14 protein-coding genes are annotated in these 16,557 nt (G+C 73.9%); 7 read left to right on the top strand and 7 right to left on the bottom strand.

What is annotated here, in order from left to right:
- Positions 1 to 113 precede the first annotated feature (113 nt).
- The gene (locus tag ACFYSC_RS13225; protein ID WP_389960661.1) at positions 114 to 632 is read left to right on the top strand and encodes a SigE family RNA polymerase sigma factor; all 519 of its coding nucleotides are present in this window, start codon (positions 114 to 116) and stop codon (positions 630 to 632) included.
- Positions 629 to 1,861, top strand: coding sequence for a hypothetical protein (locus tag ACFYSC_RS13220; RefSeq protein WP_389960659.1), 1,233 nt, complete (start codon positions 629 to 631; stop codon positions 1,859 to 1,861). The genes ACFYSC_RS13225 and ACFYSC_RS13220 overlap by 4 nt, the downstream gene beginning before the upstream one ends.
- On the opposite strand, the gene ACFYSC_RS13215 is transcribed toward ACFYSC_RS13220, so the two are convergent.
- Both ACFYSC_RS13215 and ACFYSC_RS13210 read right to left on the bottom strand, forming a co-directional pair.
- Positions 1,837 to 3,333: a carboxyl transferase domain-containing protein gene (locus ACFYSC_RS13215; protein WP_389960657.1), complete on the bottom strand. Its 1,497-nt coding sequence runs from the start codon at positions 3,331 to 3,333 to the stop codon at positions 1,837 to 1,839. The genes ACFYSC_RS13220 and ACFYSC_RS13215 overlap by 25 nt on opposite strands.
- Positions 3,334 to 3,366: 33 nt before the next feature.
- Complete coding sequence (locus ACFYSC_RS13210; RefSeq protein ID WP_362929637.1) at positions 3,367 to 4,521, bottom strand: CoA transferase; 1,155 nt, start codon at positions 4,519 to 4,521, stop codon at positions 3,367 to 3,369.
- 204 nt (positions 4,522 to 4,725) lie between these two features.
- On the opposite strand from ACFYSC_RS13210, the gene ACFYSC_RS13205 reads away from it, so the two are divergent.
- Positions 4,726 to 5,322: a uridine kinase gene (locus tag ACFYSC_RS13205; RefSeq protein ID WP_389960654.1), complete on the top strand. Its 597-nt coding sequence runs from the start codon at positions 4,726 to 4,728 to the stop codon at positions 5,320 to 5,322.
- 8 nt (positions 5,323 to 5,330) lie between these two features.
- Here ACFYSC_RS13205 and ACFYSC_RS13200 read toward each other — a convergent pair whose 3' ends face one another.
- A complete protein-coding gene (locus ACFYSC_RS13200; protein WP_389960652.1) occupies positions 5,331 to 7,589 on the bottom strand; it encodes a hypothetical protein in 2,259 nt (752 codons plus the stop codon).
- A gap of 221 nt (positions 7,590 to 7,810) precedes the next feature.
- Between ACFYSC_RS13200 and ACFYSC_RS13195 the strand changes: the two genes are divergently transcribed.
- The 3 genes from ACFYSC_RS13195 (at position 7,811) to ACFYSC_RS13185 (ending at position 10,167) form a co-directional block, all read left to right on the top strand.
- Positions 7,811 to 8,203, top strand: coding sequence for a GntR family transcriptional regulator (locus tag ACFYSC_RS13195; protein ID WP_389960650.1), 393 nt, complete (start codon positions 7,811 to 7,813; stop codon positions 8,201 to 8,203).
- 82 nt (positions 8,204 to 8,285) lie between these two features.
- Positions 8,286 to 9,170 (top strand): ABC transporter ATP-binding protein, encoded by an 885-nt coding sequence (locus ACFYSC_RS13190; RefSeq protein ID WP_389960648.1) that lies wholly within the window; start codon positions 8,286 to 8,288, stop codon positions 9,168 to 9,170.
- A gap of 28 nt (positions 9,171 to 9,198) precedes the next feature.
- Positions 9,199 to 10,167: a hypothetical protein gene (locus tag ACFYSC_RS13185; protein ID WP_389960646.1), complete on the top strand. Its 969-nt coding sequence runs from the start codon at positions 9,199 to 9,201 to the stop codon at positions 10,165 to 10,167.
- Positions 10,168 to 10,203: 36 nt separating this feature from the next.
- Here the strand turns inward: ACFYSC_RS13185 and ACFYSC_RS13180 are convergent, their stop codons facing one another.
- The 4 genes from ACFYSC_RS13180 to ACFYSC_RS13165 form a co-directional block, all read right to left on the bottom strand.
- The gene (locus tag ACFYSC_RS13180; protein WP_389960644.1) at positions 10,204 to 12,153 is read right to left on the bottom strand and encodes a hydantoinase B/oxoprolinase family protein; all 1,950 of its coding nucleotides are present in this window, start codon (positions 12,151 to 12,153) and stop codon (positions 10,204 to 10,206) included.
- 95 nt (positions 12,154 to 12,248) lie between these two features.
- Positions 12,249 to 14,396 (bottom strand): hydantoinase/oxoprolinase family protein, encoded by a 2,148-nt coding sequence (locus ACFYSC_RS13175; RefSeq protein ID WP_389960642.1) that lies wholly within the window; start codon positions 14,394 to 14,396, stop codon positions 12,249 to 12,251.
- Positions 14,397 to 14,617: 221 nt separating this feature from the next.
- Positions 14,618 to 14,836, bottom strand: a complete 219-nt coding sequence (locus ACFYSC_RS13170) for a hypothetical protein (RefSeq protein WP_389960640.1) — start codon at positions 14,834 to 14,836, stop codon at positions 14,618 to 14,620.
- Positions 14,837 to 14,893: 57 nt separating this feature from the next.
- Complete coding sequence (locus ACFYSC_RS13165; RefSeq protein ID WP_389960638.1) at positions 14,894 to 15,463, bottom strand: hypothetical protein; 570 nt, start codon at positions 15,461 to 15,463, stop codon at positions 14,894 to 14,896.
- Between the two features lie 231 nt (positions 15,464 to 15,694).
- On the opposite strand from ACFYSC_RS13165, the gene ACFYSC_RS13160 reads away from it, so the two are divergent.
- Positions 15,695 to 16,360, top strand: a complete 666-nt coding sequence (locus tag ACFYSC_RS13160; protein ID WP_389960636.1) for an AIM24 family protein — start codon at positions 15,695 to 15,697, stop codon at positions 16,358 to 16,360.
- The last annotated feature ends 197 nt before the right edge of the window (positions 16,361 to 16,557 follow it).

Here is a 16,557-nt window from a genome sequence, read left to right as displayed (position 1 = left end):
TTCTCCCGGCCGGTCCTGACACCTCGGCCCCGGCTCCCGGCATGACCCGGCCCCGGTGGTCTTTTCCCGGTGGGGTCCTGTCAACCGGCGGGCCCTCCGGGTGTCTCGCTACCGTGATCGACGTTTCCGACATCCCAGGCGTCTCGTCCGGGACGCCGCCCTCGTTCGCCGAGTTGTTCGCGGCGCACCATCCGTCGATGGTGCGCCTGGCCGGGCTGCTCGGCGCCGACGACCCCGAGGACATCGCCCAGGAGGCGTTCGCCCGCCTCCACGCGCGGCGGGCCCGGCTGCGCGACGACGGCGCGGCCGTCGCCTATGTCCGGTCCACCGTCTGCAACCTGACCCGCAACCGGCTGCGTCACCTGCGGCTGGCACGGCTGCGCCGCCCCGAGCCGCCGCCGGACGCGCACAGCGGGGAGCACCTCGCCCTGGTCGCCGAACGGCACCGGGAGCTCCTCGCCGCCGTCGACCGGCTCCCCCGCCGCCAGCGCGAGGCCGTCGTCCTGCGCTACTGGCTGGACCTCTCGGAACGGGAGATCGCCGACGCCATGGGCGTCTCCCCCGGTTCCGTCAAGACGCACACCAGCCGGGGGCTGGCCGCCCTCGGCAGGGCTCTCGGGGAGGAATCATGAACGATCTGGAGGAGCGGCTGCGCGCCGCACTCGACGCCCGCGCCGGAACCTACGGCACCGCCCCCGACGCCTACGCGAAGACCGTCTCCCGCGCCCGCAGGACCGCTCGCAGGCCACTGCGCCGCAGGCTCGTCCTGGTCCCGGTGGCCGCCGCCGCGGCCGCGGTGACCGCCGTGGCGGTGTTCCTGAACGCGGGCTCCGGTCCCGGGGTGAGCGTCGCCATCGGAGCCGCCGGGGGACAGGACCTCTACCGGCGGGCCGTCGCCGAGAACCCGCCGGTCGGCGAACCGATGACGGTCGGCGATCCGGTGGAGGACAGGCCGGTGATCATGTGGTTCGCCGGAGGGGCCGCCCCGGGCGGCTACCGGTTCTGCGACATCGTCCAGCAGGCGTCCGGTGGGGCGTCGAGCGGTTGCTCGAAGGTGCCTCCGGAGGGTCACGAGCGGGAGAGCGCCTGGCAGCTGGACCGCTTCCACTCGCGCTGGCCGCGCCGGCCGGCCGAGCTGACCTACGGCGCCGCCCGCCCTGCCGTGACGCGGGTCGAGGGTGTCACCGGGGACGGCGCCCGGATCCCCGGTGTCATCCACCGGCCCGGCGGCGCGCCGCTGGCCGTATGGACCCTGTCCTTCCCGGCCGGCACCGAGGTGACGCGCATCGAGTTCCTCGACGGTGACGGCAGGGTCGTGCAGCGGATCAGGCAGGACGCCCCCATGCTGCCCCCCGAGGTCGCGGGGCGGCCCATCGGGCCCGCCGCCGGCATGCCCGGCGGCCTCACCGCGCGCCTGTACGCCGACGACGCCGACCGGACCGTCGTCTGGTGGCGCGGCGGCGAGGTCACGGGGATGGACCTCATCGGGTCCAGGTATCCCCTGGCCGGTCCCCCGGGCGGGAAGGCACCGGTCGGCCTGGGGTTGTCCGACGGCCTCTGGTACGGCGTCGCCCGCGCCGGAACCGCCCGGGTCGCGCTGGTCTTCCGGGACGGCACGTCGGCCGGCGCCGACGCGGTCGCCGACCCGTGGGGCGGCGGCGTCGCCCTGTTCTCCGGCGCCTACCGGCGCTCCGACCCCTACTTGGAGGGCTTCGAGGTCGTCGGCTACGACGCGGCGGGGGCCGAGGTCTGGCGGCATGCGGTGCCGGCCGTCACCCCGATCCGCCCGGAGCCCGCCCCCGAGATCTCCGGGGCTCCCAGGGAGACGGAGCCTCCTCAGCCCACCCCGAGCCGCCGGTAGCGGGCCAGGCGGGCGGTGAGGCGGTCGGCGGGCGGGGCGGCCAGCAGGCCGGCGATCTCGTGTTCGAGGGCGGCGGACAGGCGGCGGCAGAACGCCTCCGGCTCGTAGGCGGCGTCGGGGAGCTCGGGGATGACCCGGTCCACGATGCCGTCGCGCCGCAGGTCGGTGGACTTCACACCCTGGGCGGCGGCGATCTCGGGGGCGAAGTCCACGCTGCGGTACAGCAGCGCCGAGGCGCCCTCTGGGGGCAGCGGGGACAGCCAGGCGTGCTGGGCGCACAGCACCCGGTCGGCCGGGAGCAGCGAGAGGGCGGCGCCCCCGGCCCCCTCGCCGAGCAGAAGGCAGACGGTCGGGGCGTCGAGCGTCACCAGGTCGGCCAGCGACCGGGCGATCTCGGCGGCGAGGCCGCCCTCCTCGGCGGCCTTCGACAGCGCCGCCCCGGAGGTGTCGACCACGGTGACCAGCGGCAGTCCCAGCTCCGAGGCCAGGCGCATGCCGCGGCGGGCGACCCGCAGCCCGGCCGGGCCGAGCTGGGCCCCCGACCGCCCCCGCTCGCGGTCCTGGCCGAGCACGACGGCGGGGGCCTCGCCGAAGCGGGCCAGGGCGATGAGCAGGCCGGGGTCGTTCTCCCCCTCGCCGGTGCCGTTGAGCGGGGTGACGTCGGAGGCGCCGTGGCGCAGCAGGGCCCGCACCCCGGGGCGGTCGTCGCGGCGGGAGCGGATGACCGAATCCCACGCCTCGACCGGCTGGACGGGCTCGTCCGCCTCGGGCTCCTTGACCCGCACCTCGCGCGGCGCGCACAGCACCGCCAGCACGCCGATGGCGACCTTCCGGACGTCCTCCGCGGAGACGACCGCGTCGATCAGGCCGTGGGCGAAGAGGTTCTCGGCGACCTGGACGCCCTCGGGGAACGGGTAGCCGTGCAGCGACTCGAACACCCGGGGCCCCAGGAAGCCGATGAGCGCGCCCGGCTCCGCCGCGGTGACGTGCCCGAGCGATCCCCAGGAGGCGAAGACCCCGCCGGTGGTGGGGTGGCGCAGGTAGACGATGTACGGCAGGCCCGCGGCGCGGTGCGCGGCGACCGCGGCGGTGATCTTCACCATCTGGGTGAAGGCCAGCGCGCCCTCCTGCATGCGGGTGCCGCCGGAGGCGGGCGCGGCCAGCAGCGGGAGCCGCTCGGCGGTGGCCCGCTCGACGGCGGCGGTGAGCCGCTCGGCCGCGGCCACCCCGATCGACCCGGCGAGGAAGGAGAACTCGCAGGCGACGACCGCGACCCGGCGGCCGTCCAGCAGTCCCTCGCCGGTGACGACCGACTCGTCGTATCCGCTCCGGGCGCGGGCCGCGGCCAGTTCCTCGGCGTAGTCGGACCCGTGCCCGGCCGGTTCGGCGGGCGGGGCGTCCCAGGACCGCCACGTCCCCGGGTCGAGGACGATGCCGATCATGGTGCGGACGTCGGGACGGTTCGGGCTCATCGGATTCCCCCGGTCCGGGCCGGGAGGAGGGCGTCAGCCTTCACGGTCCTCCAGCCACGCGAGGACCTCGTCGTTGTGCTGGCCCAGTGTCGGCGGGGCGGTGTGCCGGGCGGGCGGCTCGCCGTCGAAGCGCAACGGCGGGCCGGGCAGTTCGATGGCGCCGAGCACGGGGTGGTCCACCTCGACGAGGAGGCCCTGCGAGCGGGTCTGCTCCCAGGCGTAGACCTCGTCGATGGACCTGATCGCCCCGGCGGACACGCCGGCCGCGTCGAGTGCGGCCAGCCAGTGGGCGCGATCGTGCGCGGCCAGTGCCCGCTCGATGTCGGCGACGAGCTCGTCGCGGTGCTCGCACCTGTCGCGGTTCGTCGCGTACCGGGGGGCGGCGGGGTCGAGGCCCAGCAGCGCGGCCGCCTTCCGCCACTGCGCGTCATTGCCCGCGGCGATCTGGATCATGCCGTCGGCGCAGCGGAACGCGCCGTAGGGGGCGATGGAGGGGTGGTGGTTGCCGACGCCCGCGGGGACCTCGCCCGCGACGGTCCAGGCGGTGCCGTGGTAGGCGTGCACGGCGGTCACCGAGGCCAGCAGGGAGGTGCGCACGACCTTGCCGCGCCCGGTCCGCTCCCGCTCGTAGAGGGCGGCGGCCACGCCGTAGGCGCCGTGGATGCCGGCCAGCAGGTCGGCGATGGGAGAGCCGACCCGGTACGGCTCGCCGGGCGGGCCGGTGACGCTCATCAGCCCGGCCTCGCCCTGGGCGATCTGGTCATATCCGGGGCGGCCGCCCTCGGGGCCGTCGTGGCCGAACCCGGTGATCGACAGGATGACCAGGCGGGGGTTGAGCTCGTGCAGCCGCGTCACGGGGAAGCCCAGGCGGTCCAGGACCCCGGTGCGGAAGTTCTCGACCAGCACGTCGCTCCGCCGTACCAGGCGTTCGACGAGGGCTCTGCCCTCGGGTGTCTTGAGGTCGGCGGTGACCGAGCGTTTGTTGCGGTTCGCGGCGAGGAAGTAGGTGGAGACGTCGGCGTCCGGGCCGACGAACGGCGGACCCCAGCCTCGTGACTCGTCGCCGCCGCCGGGGTGCTCGACCTTGATCACCTGGGCGCCCAGGTCGCCGAGCATCTGCGCGGCGTGCGGCCCCGCGAGCGCGCGCGACAGGTCGAGGACGACGATGTCGCCGAGGGCTCCGTGCAAGATCAACCTCCGTCGGTGGTGGTCGAGCCTAGTCGAACCGAGGCGGGGAAATCATTCTCCGCCATCGGCGGGGCCGCTCCGTACCCCGGATCGCCGCGGCTTCCCACTAAACCATGACAGAAGTGAAAAATGTTGTCAGAAACCGCGGCCTCTCTGGGGATCCGCAGGTTTTTCCCCGGCTTTCCGGTGGTTTCTAATGGAAAGGTGGATGTCATCTCCTTCGAGAATCTCGCCCGGACGGTTCTGGAACTGCCGCCGTCGTGCGGCCCGGTCCGCGTCGTCGCGGTGGACGGGCCCGGAGGGTCCGGCAAGACGACCTTCGCCGGACGGCTGGCACGGACCCTGAACGCCCAGGTGGTCCACAGCGACGACTTCCCGGTGCCGTGGAACGAACCGCCGGTGGCGTGGTTCCGGCACGTGGAGGAGGGGGTGCTCACCCCCCTGGCCGCCGGCGAGCCGGGCGGGTACCGCCGCTACGACTGGGTCCGGGAGACCTACGCCGACTGGGTGGCGGTGCCGGTCGCGCCGGTGCTGCTCCTGGAGGGGGTGAGCACGGCCCGGCGCACCACCCCGGCCGCCCTCACCGTCTGGGTGGAGGCGCCCGGCGACCTGCGGCTGGCGCGCGCCCTCGCCCGGGACGGCGCCGGGTTCGCGCCGCAGTGGAAGCAGTGGACGCGGTCCGAGCAGGAGTGGTTCACCGCCGACGGCACCCGCGAGCGGGCCGACCTCCTCATCGACGGCGCCGCCGTGCCGGGTGAGTTCGTCCTGCTGGACCCGGCCGGCGAGGACTCCCCCGGCTGACCATCGGCTCAGTCCCGGGCCGGCGCGGTCGTGCAGGGGGCGTCGCCGCAGACGTCGACCACCAGGCCGTCCCGCAGGAAGTGGGCCTTCTGCACCCGCGCGCGGACGTCGTTGCGCGGATCCTCGTGCGGATCGTGACCGTACTGCGGGCCGAGCGGGGGGACGTTGACCGTCGGCGGGACGGGCGTGCCGCTGTCCCAGACCACCAGCGCCGACCCCTCGTACGGCTCGCGGGGCAGCGCCCGCAGCCCCCAGAACGGCACCACGTCCGGGCTGCGGTCCGCGGCGAGCGCGGGCCGGTGGATCCGGGCCCCGATCGTGCGGGCCTCCACCTCGGCGGTCACCGTGGAGACCTGGTGGTCGCCGAAGGCGGCGTGCAGCAGCACGCGGTGGCGGGGCGAACCGGGCAGCGGGTCGTCGGTCAGGTGCTGGGCGTAGCCGTTCGTCTCGGCCCGGTCCCACAGCATCTGCATCAGCGCGAAGCAGACCTGCTGGGTGAGCTTGTCGGGGTAGGAGGCGTCCATGAGCCGCTGGAACGGCTGGAAGTCGACGCTGCGGTTGAGCAGCGTGCTGTAGTTCATCCCCGGCACTCCCAGCACGGCGTTGCGCACGTCGGGCGAGACGGCGACCAGCGCGCCGCCCGCGATGGCCCCCTGGCTGTTGCCGTCGTAGGCGAGACCGGCCCGCCGGTCGATCAGCGCCCTGCCGTGCCCGTCCTGGAAGGCGTCGTGGCCCGCGAAGCCGTCCCCGGCGGTCATCGCCCGGCCGAGGAGGACGAAATCCAGCAGGCTCTGCTGGAGGCGGTCGGTGACCGTGCCGAACCGGGAGAGATCGGAGAAAACGCCCGCCACGTGCTGGACGTCCTCCTCCGCCATGCCGATCCACTTGGTCGCACAGAAGACGAAGCCGTGCTCGGCGGCCATCGCCCGCACGTTGGCCGCGCGCACCTCGGTGGCCCGGCCCAGCAGGCCGTGGCCGTACAGGGCGGCTCTGGCGGGCCGCCGGAACGCCGAGCGCGGGATCTCACACTGGTACTGCGCCTTCAGCGTGTCGCCGAGCGGGCGGGGCAGCCCGTCTGGGCCCCGGTTGAGGCTCGACCCGGGCGGGCCGCCGGGCCTGTCGAGGTAGTTGGGGACGGAGATCTCTCCGGTGACCTCGCGGGCGATGCCCGGGTCCTGCTCGGGCGTGAGGTCGGTGACGGAGCCGACCGTGAACTCCGGCGAGCGGCCGCGCAGCGAGCGCAGCGTCCGGTCGCGCATGGCGAGCACCGGCCCGGCGATGCCCTGCTCGCTGGCGACGGTGAAGTCCCAGGCCAGGTAGAGGTCCCCGGCGTCCACCCCGGCCCGCCCGAGATCCTCGACCGTACGGCGCAGCGCCCGCTGCCGGGCGGCGAGCGGGTCCCGCGCCGGCAGATCGTCGCCGAGGAGCCGGGCGAAGGTCTCCGGCGCCGGGAGGTCGCGCCCGTCGGCGTCCTTGAGCCTGCGCAGGGCGACGGCGTAGCGGTGCCCCTCCCGGAAGTTGCGCGCCGGCCGCACGATCAGCGCCCGCCGGGCGGGGTCGGCGGCGTTGGCGTCCAGCTCCGCCCAGTACGGCCAGCGCTCCCCGGTGCGGGTGTCCACGATCACGACGGGGGCGTCGCGGCGCAGCGACCACCCGATGTCGGTGACCGGCGCGGCGCCGGTCCTGCCCAGGTCGATCCCGGGGGCGTGGGCCAGCAGCATGGACCCGGGTGAGAAGCCGTCGGCGGCGTTCCACTGCGCCGGATCGACGGGGACGCCCGCCGCGTTGCGCGGCATGGCCTCGGCCGCGAGGTTCACCCGCAGGCCGGTACGGGTGCGTGCCCGGGTGGTGAACCAGTCGTTGGGGAACGGCAGCAGGCATTCGACGCCGGCGACGGGATCGCATCCGGCGGTTCCCGGGGCGGGCGTCGCGGGCCGGACGGGCTCGGCGTGCGCGGCGGTCTTCGAGAGGGACTTCGCGACGGCCTTCGAAAGAGACCGCGCGGCGGTCTCGGAGAGGGACTTCGCGACGGACTCCGGGAGGGTCCGCGCGGTGATCTGCGGAAGGGTCCTCGCCGGGGCCCTCGCGGCGGTCTCCGAGGCCGACTCCGAGACGGACGCCGCGGCGGCCTCCGAGACGGTCTTCGTGACGGACCGGGCGGCGGCCTTCGCCGGGACGGGGCCGGTCTCCGCGGGGGCGGGAACGGCCGTGATCGTCAAGGACGCCGCGGCCAGCGCGAGGCTCGCCGCCACCGATCGAAGGCGCATGCGCGTCCCATCCCGTCTCCCGGATCGTCCCTGGCCCGGCGACGATCACAAATGTCCAACCGAAGCAGAACCCAGGACGATCTCCCCGTCAATGGGAGATCACAGGATGACGTCAAAGCGTGTCGAACCCGTTGTAAGAGACCGCAAGGGCGAAGGCGTGGCTTGACACGCGCCGGGAAGGTCTCCACTATTCCCCTAATCCATTAGTGAAAGGTGGCGGCGTGATCGAATTCCGCCTCGACCGGGGGTCGGGGGTGGCGACCTACCTCCAGCTCGTCCAGCAGGTACGGCACGCCCTCCGCCTCGGCGTCCTGCGGCCCGGCGACCGGCTGCCCACCGCCAAGGAGGTCGTGGCCCAGCTCGCGATCAACCCCAACACCGTGCTCAAGGCGTACCGCGAGCTGGAACGGGAGGGCCTGGTCGCCGGGCGGCCGGGCCTCGGCACGTTCGTGCAGCGGTCGCTGGGCCAGACCTCCATGGACGACCGCGCCCGGCTGCGCACCGAACTGGTCCGCTGGGTGCGCGACGGCCGCCAGGCCGGTCTGACGCTGGAGGACCTGGAGGCGCTCATCGCCTCGGTCCTGACCGACTCCTTCCGGCAGGAGACCGCATGAACCCGCCGGAGAGCGCCTCCCTTCGTCAGGAGACCCGGCGGGAGATTCGGCGGGAGACCGTCTTCTTCCGGGAGGAGACCGTATGAACGCGCTGGAGACCACCGGCCTGGGCATGCGCCACCGGCGCACCTGGGCGCTGCGCGACTGCTCGGTGGCGGTCCCGGCCGGCCGGGTCGCCGCCCTGGTCGGGCCGAACGGCGCGGGCAAGACCACCCTCCTGCGGCTCGCCGTGGGCCTGCTCACCCCGACCACGGGGCAGGTGCGCGTCTTCGGCCGCCCGGCCCGCGAGAACGGGGAGAGGATGGCGTTCGTGGCCCAGAACAAGCCGCTCTACCCCGGGTTCCGGGTGTCGGAGATGCTGCGGTTCGGGCGCGGGCTCAACCCCCGCCGCTGGGACGACGCGGCGGCCCGGCGGCGGCTGGCCGAGCTGGGCATCCCGCTCGACCGCAGGGTCGGCCGGCTCTCCGGTGGCCAGCGGACCCAGGTGGCGCTGACCGTCGCGCTGGCCAAGCGCCCCGACCTGCTGGTGCTGGACGAGCCGCTGGCCGACCTGGACCCGCTGGCCCGCGACGACGTGACCCGCGGCCTGATGGGCGCGGTGGCCGAGACCGGGCTGACGGTCCTGCTGTCCTCGCACGTCGTCTCCGAACTGGAGGGCGTCTGCGACTGGCTGGTCGTGGTCAACGGGGGCCGGGTCCAGGTCAGCGGCGACATCGACGACCTGATGGCCCGGCACAGCCTGCTGACCGGGCCGTCCGACACCGCCGGCGCGCTCGCCGCCCGGCTGCCGACGGTCTCCCGGGGCGGCACCGGGCGGCAGGCCACCCTGCTCGTCCGCGACGCCGCGCCGCCGGCCGACCCGCGCTGGAGCGCCCGCCCCGTGACGCTGGAGGAGATGGTCCTGGCCTACTTGCGCGCCCCCGACGCCGCGGCGCTCCCCCGTCCCGCCCTGTCCCCCACGCCCTGACCTCGAGTCCCTTCGAGAGGAACCCCCCTTGTTCTGGCTGACCTGGCGGCAGCACCGCGCGCAGATCCTGGTGACGGGCGGGCTGCTGCTCGCCCTGGGAATCCTGCTGCTCGTCTCCGGCCTGCGTGCCTCCGCCTACATCGCCGGGCACGCGCCGCCCGGCTGCCCCGGCTCCGGCGTCGCGTGCCGGAGCGTCAACTCGGTCCTCTACGAGGAGTACTACAACCCCGTCTACCTGGTCTTCGGGCTGCTCCCCTTCCTCGGCGCCGGGCTGGTCGGGGCGTTCTGGGGCGCGCCGGTGCTCGCCGCGGAGTTCGAGCGCGGCACCAACGCCCTCGCCTGGACCCAGTCGGTGCCGGTCCGGCGGTGGCTGGCCGTCAAGCTGACGACGCTCGGCGGGATCGTCGTGGCCGCCGCGCTCACCGTGTCGGTGATGATCAGTCTGTGGCTGACGGTGTTCGAGGACGCCGTCGGCGAGCGGAAGCTGCAGGCGGGGACGTTCACCGTGATCGGAGTCGTCCCGGCCGCGTGGTGGCTGTTCGCCTTCATGCTGGGCACCGCCGCCGGGGCGCTCGTGCGCCGCACCCTCGCGGCGATGGCCGTGACGGTTGCGGTGATCGCCGTCGCCATCCCGGCCGTCTTCTTCTCCAGGGACGCCTACGCCGAGCCGGTGCGGACCGTCACCGCCGAGCGGACGGCGCTCTACGAACGCGGCGACCTGCTGGTCGAGGAGTCCTGGGTGGCCCCCTCGGGCAGGGAGATCGCCGCTCCGCCGCCCGCCGCCTGCCCACCCCCGGCGGGGGTGGACGTCCGCTCCGAGCGGGCCCAGATCCTCAGGGAGGATTGCCTGGCCGCCGGAGGCTACCGCCGGGCGGTCTACCACCACCCCGTGGACCGGTTCTGGCGCTTCCAGTGGACAGAGACGGCCATCCTGCTCACCGCCGCCCTCGCCTTCGGCGCCCTCGCCGTCATGCGCATCCTCCGCCACCGCGGCTGAACCGCCCCGCGCAGGCACCCTGATCGCCCGGAGCCGTCACCCGAAGTCCACGTCGGCGTGCGGCAGGCCGCCGGACAGTGACGGGAAGCCGGGGCCGCGGTCGAAGAAGGGGGCGGTTCCGGGGAGCAGGGCGCGGAGCTCGGCTCGGCGGCGGGCGGTGGCCTCGGCGTCGACCGCCGGCGCGTCCACGGGGCCCGGGCCATCCGTGCCGTCCGCGCCACCCGCGCCACCCGCGCCGGGTGAGCCGTACGGGCCGCCCGAGCCGAACAGGTCGTCCGGGGTGCCGGCGGCGCCGGACCCGCCGGGGAGGCGCAGGATCACCCCGTAGTCGTCGCGGGCGCTCTCCGGCGAGACCTTGCCGTCGCGGACGTCTGCGGCCACCGCCTCCGGGTCACGGTCCAGCGGGCAGCCCCAGCCGCCGCCCCCGGTGGTGCGCACCCGGATGACCTCGCCCGCGCGGACCGGGGCGTCGTCCACCAGGCCCTCCATCGCCCGGCCCTCGATCTCCACGGAGAACGGCCGCCCGGCCCGCCCGCCGTTCACCCCCCAGCACGACAGGATCGACCGGTCGGCGATGGACATGAACGAGGCGTCGCGCAGCAACCGGATGTGCTTGTCGTAGCCGAGGCCGCCCCGGTGCAGGCCGGGGCCGCCGGAGTCGCGCGCCAGGCCCAGCCGCTCCACCCGCAGCGGCCAGCGGGACTCGGCGAACTCCACCGGGATGTTCCGCGAGTCGGGCACGACGTGGATGGTGTCCTCGCCGTCGGCGTACCACCGGCCGCCCGAGCCACCGCCGAGGACCTCCCGCATCAGGTACGGCGCGCCGTCCGCGCCGGTCCCGTGGACGCCGGTGTAGCGGATGGTCTCCTGGTCGGCCGGCATCCGCCCGCCGGTCGCCTTGGCCAGCACCCCGGCCAGCACGCCGAGCAGCCGCAGGATCACGAACGTGCGGGCGTTGGTGGGGGCGGGGAAGATCGGGGTGAGCAGCGTGCCCTTCTCCGGGAAGCGCATCCCGATCAGCGGGACGACGCCCTCGTTGACGTCCAGCCCGGCCATCCGCTCGGGGGTGTCGGCGAGGTTGCGCAGGATCGGCGCGAGCCACTTCTTCAGGAACACCCCGTCGGCGTAGTCGCCGGCGTGGTTGATCGGCCCCTTCGCCTGCGGTGAGGTGCCGGTGAAGTCGATGACCAGCGGCACGGCGGCGGAGTGGTCGACGGTGAGGGTGATCCGCTGGGCGTGCAGCCGGGGCGGGTCGACGCCGTCGTGCTCGGCGTAGTCCTCCCAGACGTGGACCCCCTCGGGGATCTTCGCCAGCAGCTCCCTGCGGAACGTCTCGGTGGTGTTCGCGATGATCGCGTCGAAGCACGCCTCGACCGCCTCGCGCCCGTAGCGGGCGAACAGCTCCGCCAGCCGCCGGGCGCCCATCAGGCAGGCCGAGCACTCGGCGTCCAGATCGCCGGCCAGCGAGTCGGGCATGCGGGAGTTGCGGGTCATGATGGTCAGCGCGGCCCGGTTGGGCACGCCCCGGTCCCACAGCCTGATCGGCGGGACCATGAGGCCCTCCTCGAACACGCTGCGCGCGTGCGAGGGCATCGACCCCGGGACCGCCCCGCCGATGTCGTCGTGGTGCCCGAACGCCTGCACGAAGGCCACCACGGCGCCGTCGTGGAAGACCGGGACCGTCACGCACAGGTCGGGCAGGTGGCCGATGCCGCCCTCGGACAGGTAGACGTCGTTGTGGAAGAACACGTCGCCGGGGTTCATCTCCGCGACCGGGAAGTCGCGGACCACGGGCTGGACCAGCGCCGAGTACGACCTGCCGGTGAGTTTGCGCAGCCGTACGTCGTGGATGCCCGCGCGGAAGTCGTGGGCGTCACGGATCATCGGCGAGCGGGCGGTACGGGCGATGGCGGTCTCGACCTCCCGCTCCACCGAGGCGAGCGTGCCCTCGACGATCTCCACCAGCACCGGATCGGCCGCGCTCATCGGTCGCTCACCACTCCTCGCCCGCGCCGCGGGCCGCTCGTCCCTCGCGGACCACTCCACTCTCCGCGCCGACCCCGCCCCCGCTCATCGGTCGCTCAGGGTCCACGGCGCACCTCCAGGTTCCCGTACTCGTCCATCCGCGCCGTGAAACCCGGGTGCAGCGGCAGCGTGGAGCCGTACTCCTCGATGACGGCCGGGCCGCGGACGGTCGTCCCGGGGGCCAGCGCGGCGCGACGGTGGATCGGCACCCGCGCCCACCCGTCGTAGAAGACCTCCCGGACCGCCGCCGGCGGCGGAGGTTCCGCGGCGCCGTACGGCCTGCGCCGGATGGCCGGGCGGGTGATCGGGCCGATGCCGGAGACGCGGAGGCTGACCCATTCGACGCCGTGGCGGGGGTCGCCGGGGTAGCCGTACCCGTACAGCCGCCGGTGGGCCTCGTGGAAGCGGGCCAGCACCTCGGCCCGCCACGCCTCGTCCGGCGGCCCGGCCGGTACGGGCACCCGCACCTCGTACGCCTGGCCGTAGTAGCGCAGGTCGGCGCTGCGGGCGTAGACGTGCCGGTCGGCGGGGAAGCCCTCGCGGGTCAGGGCCTCGGCGGCCCGTTCCTCCAGCTCACCGAAGACGTCGGCGGCGTCGGCGAGGGAGAGGTCCCGGGTCACGAAGGTGCGCACGTAGTCGTCCTTGACGTCCACGGTGAGCAGGCCGAACGCCGACACGTTGCCCGGGTCGGGCGGCACCAGCACCGACGGCAGTCCGAGGATGTCGATCAGGCGGCACGCGAGCAGCGGGCCCGAGCCGCCGAACGCCACCATGGGGAAGTCGCGCACGTCCAGGCCCCGCCCGACGGTGATCCGGCGGATCGCGTTGGACTGGTTGAAGGCGCTGATCTCCAGGATGCCGGCGGCGGTCCGCTCGGCGCTCAGCCCCAGCTTGCCCGCCAGCTCCTCGACGCCCCGCCGCGCGGCGCCGGCGTCGAGCGGGATCTCCCCGCCCAGCAGGTACGGCGGGACCCGGCCGAGGAAGACGTGCGCGTCGGTGACGGTGACGTCGGTGCCGCCGCGGCCGTAGCAGAGCGGCCCGGGGTCGGCCCCGGCCGACCGGGGCCCGGCCTTGAGCGTGCCCTCGGGTGAGATCCACGCGACGGAGCCCCCGCCCGCGCCGACGGTCACGATGTCGATCATCGGGATCTTGCACGGGTACCGGCCGACGGAGCCCTCCGTGGTCAGCGACGGCTCGCCCTCGATCACCACCGCGACGTCGGTGGAGGTGCCGCCGCCGTCCAGGGTGATCACCGACGGGTGCCCGGCGGTGGAGGCGATCAGCGCGGCGCCGAGCGCGCCCGCCGCCGGGCCGGAGAGCACCGTGGTGACGGGCCGGTGGACGACCTCGGCCGCCGACAGCACGCCGCCGTTGCTCTTCATGACCGAGAACGGCATGCCGAGCCGTTCGGCGAGCCCGGCGATGTAGCGGCGCACGGTCGGCTTGACCGCGGCGTCCACCAGGGTCGTGACGGACCGCTCGTACTCGCGGTACTCACGCAGCACGTCGCTGGAGATCGAGACGACCGCCTCGGGGTGCTCCCGCGCCAGGATCTCGCGCATGCGCAGCTCGTGCGCGGGATTCGCGTAGGAGTGCAGGAAGCACACGCCGATCGCGGTGATCCCCCGCTCCCGGAACCACCTGGCCGCCGCCACGGCCTCCTCGTCGTCGAACGGCCGGACCTCGGCGCCGGTGTGGTCCAGGCGCCCTCCGACGGTCCTGACCCGGTGCACCGGGACGATCCTCGGCGGTTTCACCCAGAAGTAGGAGTTGCCGTAGCCGTCCGGGACGCTCTGCCGGGCGATCTCCAGGATGAACTCGAACCCCTCGGTGGTGACGAACCCGAGGCCGGAGACGCGGTCCTCCAGGAGCTGGTTGGTGGCGACGGTCGTGCCGTGCACGACCGCCGTCACGCCCTCCAACCCGTCGGCCCGGCCCTCGGCCCCGCTCCCGACCCCGTCCTCGCTCCCGACCCCGTCCTCGTTCCCGGTCCCGATCGCGGCCCCGACCTCGGCTCCTGTCTCAGCTTCGGCCTCGGCTCCGGCCGCGGCGAGGACCTTGCGCACCCCCTCCATGAACCCGTCCGCCGGGTCGGCGGGCGTGGAGGGGGTCTTGACGGTGGTGATCTCCCCGGTCCGCTCGTCCACCGCGACCACGTCGGTGAACGTGCCGCCGGTGTCGACCCCGATACGGACGCTGCGCATGCTCCCGTGTCTACCCAGTACGGCGGTCCCGGCGAATCGGCGGAGAATGCCGAAGCGACCCGGAGCGGTTGGGCACTCTTCGGCGAACCGGCGGGGAACCCACGGGCGGACCTTCGTCGACGACCACGGCGATGACGAGCCCGGCCTTCGATCCCAGCTGTTTCTCCACCGGCGGGAACTTTCATGCCTTGAGATGGGGCCGGTGTCCGGGAGCGTGGCGGTCATCCCGATCGATTGAACCGCTCCATCAGCAGGTCTTCGACCCGTTCCGACAGATCACCTTCTCCGGATGAGCCGATCCCGGCGATCGACAGACGACGTCGAACCGGCTCAGGCGGTTCGGGATCTGCCTTCACCGAAGGCAGAAGGCGACGCGCCTGGGCCGGCGAAACCCGGTCCACCAGACGACGAAGCTCCTCATCGGCGTGTCCGGCCCCCATGACCACGAGCCTACGACTTCAGGCCTTGATCGAACCGGCTTCTTTCCATTCGCCGCTTCACGATTCGAGGCCGGCAGAGAAGCGTGTGAGGCGATCTTGGGCCAGTCGTCGGCGTTCCGCTGGAAGGCGGCACGCGTTCATCGCCGTCCGCAGGAGATCAGGATCGAATCCGTGGGAGCCCATGTGGTCGAGGAGAGGTTCGTAGCGATCGGGCCGATCCCGTAGGAGCTCCGTGGCCAGCCGGAGCTCCAGACGGACCGCGGGGACGCGGTGAGAGCCGCACGGGATCACGACGTAGTGCCGCCATGGGCCGGGACCGACGCATTCCAGCCCGTCCGAGTCGGTCCGCCGCTCGACGGTGCTGATCTCCGTCGTCACCCCGTCGATCTCGTATCTGGTGAAGTACTGGGAAGACTCCGGAATCCAGGCGGCCGGGTAGAGGCATGGGAACGATGAGAGGGCCGTGGCGAACGTGTCCACGTCCTCCCGCCGGGCCACCAGGAGATCGATGTCCCCTGCTGGGAGACGGACGCCCTGCAGGAGAGCGGCGCCGGTGCCGCCCACCCGGTAATCGAGATCGGCGCCTGTGGCCCTCAGGGCCGTGAGCGCCGTGTCCAGCGTGGTCATGACGTCCGTCAGCCGCAGGGATGGTTCGCCTTCGCCCATGAGCGCCACAGTATTGGTCACGGCGGGAGACCAGAAGCCCCACGGGCTCGGGCAGGAGCCGCGCGTGTGCGTGACGGCGGATCTTCGCCGGGCGGTGGCTTCCCGGAGACCGGCGGGAACTCCAGGGCCGTCGCGATCGCTGAACAGGTGACCGTCGTCTCCGACGCATCCCCGACGCGGAAGGCATCGCCCGTGCGCAGCTCGTTCTTCGGCAACCTGGACCAGGACCAGGTCCCCGGCCACTTCGTCCTGCAGAACGCCAAGATGCTGCGGGTCCAGCTCAACGGTGAGGTGCTCGCGCGCCAGGGGTCGATGGTGGCCTTCCAGGGGAAGATGGACTTCGACTACGAGGGCGGCGGGGTCGGCAAGCTGCTGAAGAAGATGGTCACCGGCGAGGGCGCGCCGCTGATGCGGGTCCGCGGGCAGGGCATGCTCTTCCTCGCCGACAACGCCCAGGACGTGCACCTGTTCTACCTGGAGAACGACGCGATCACCGTCAACGGGACGAACCTGCTGGCCTTCGACCCGCAGCTCTCCTGGGACATCCACCGGGTGCAGGGCGCGGGCATCGCGGCCGGGGGCCTGTTCAACACGACGCTCACCGGCACCGGCTGGGTCGCGGTCACCGCGCACGGCACGCCGGCGCTGCTCGACACCTCCTGGGGGCCGACGTTCGCCGACAGCCAGTCGGCGGTGTGCTGGAGCGCCGGGCTGGGCGTGGGGATCAACCGCACCTTCAAGGCGGCGGCGCTCATCGGGCGCGGGAGCGGCGAGGCCGTACAGCTCGCCTTCCAGGGGCAGGGGTTCGTCCTGGTCCAGGCGAGCGAGGGCCCGATCGTGCCGCAGCCGCGAGGCTGACCCGCCGGAAGGCGGCAGGGCCGGGAAGGGGCGAGGGGCCCGGAAGACGGCGGGCGGCCCCGGCAGGCGCGGGGCAGGGGTGAGCGGCGCCGGAAGACGCCCGGAAGCGGCGAAAGGGCCGCCCGGTGGGAACCTCTCCCGCCGGGCGGCCCTTCACGCGAAGGTCCGCGAGGGGCGGGTCGCGGCCCGCCCCCGGA

The sequence above is a fragment of the Streptosporangium sp. NPDC004379 genome (assembly GCF_042873875.1).
GTDB lineage: Bacteria > Actinomycetota > Actinomycetes > Streptosporangiales > Streptosporangiaceae > Streptosporangium.
Note: the sequence above shows the minus strand (reverse complement) of the source record. Positions and strands in the feature narration are given on the sequence as shown.

Bases quoted from the DNA above. Each gene is read 5' to 3' on its own strand.
- ACFYSC_RS13175 (WP_389960642.1), bottom strand. From the start codon at position 14,396: ATGCGCAGCGTCCGTATCGGGGTCGACACCGGCGGCACGTTCACCGAC.
- ACFYSC_RS13170 (WP_389960640.1), bottom strand. From the start codon at position 14,836: ATGGGGGCCGGACACGCCGATGAGGAGCTTCGTCGTCTGGTGGACCGG.
- ACFYSC_RS13220 (WP_389960659.1), top strand. From the start codon at position 629: ATGAACGATCTGGAGGAGCGGCTGCGCGCCGCACTCGACGCCCGCGCC.
- ACFYSC_RS13180 (WP_389960644.1), bottom strand. From the start codon at position 12,153: ATGAGCGCGGCCGATCCGGTGCTGGTGGAGATCGTCGAGGGCACGCTC.
- ACFYSC_RS13165 (WP_389960638.1), bottom strand. From the start codon at position 15,463: ATGACCACGCTGGACACGGCGCTCACGGCCCTGAGGGCCACAGGCGCC.
- ACFYSC_RS13215 (WP_389960657.1), bottom strand. From the start codon at position 3,333: ATGAGCCCGAACCGTCCCGACGTCCGCACCATGATCGGCATCGTCCTC.
- ACFYSC_RS13190 (WP_389960648.1), top strand. From the start codon at position 8,286: ATGAACGCGCTGGAGACCACCGGCCTGGGCATGCGCCACCGGCGCACC.
- ACFYSC_RS13200 (WP_389960652.1), bottom strand. From the start codon at position 7,589: ATGCGCCTTCGATCGGTGGCGGCGAGCCTCGCGCTGGCCGCGGCGTCC.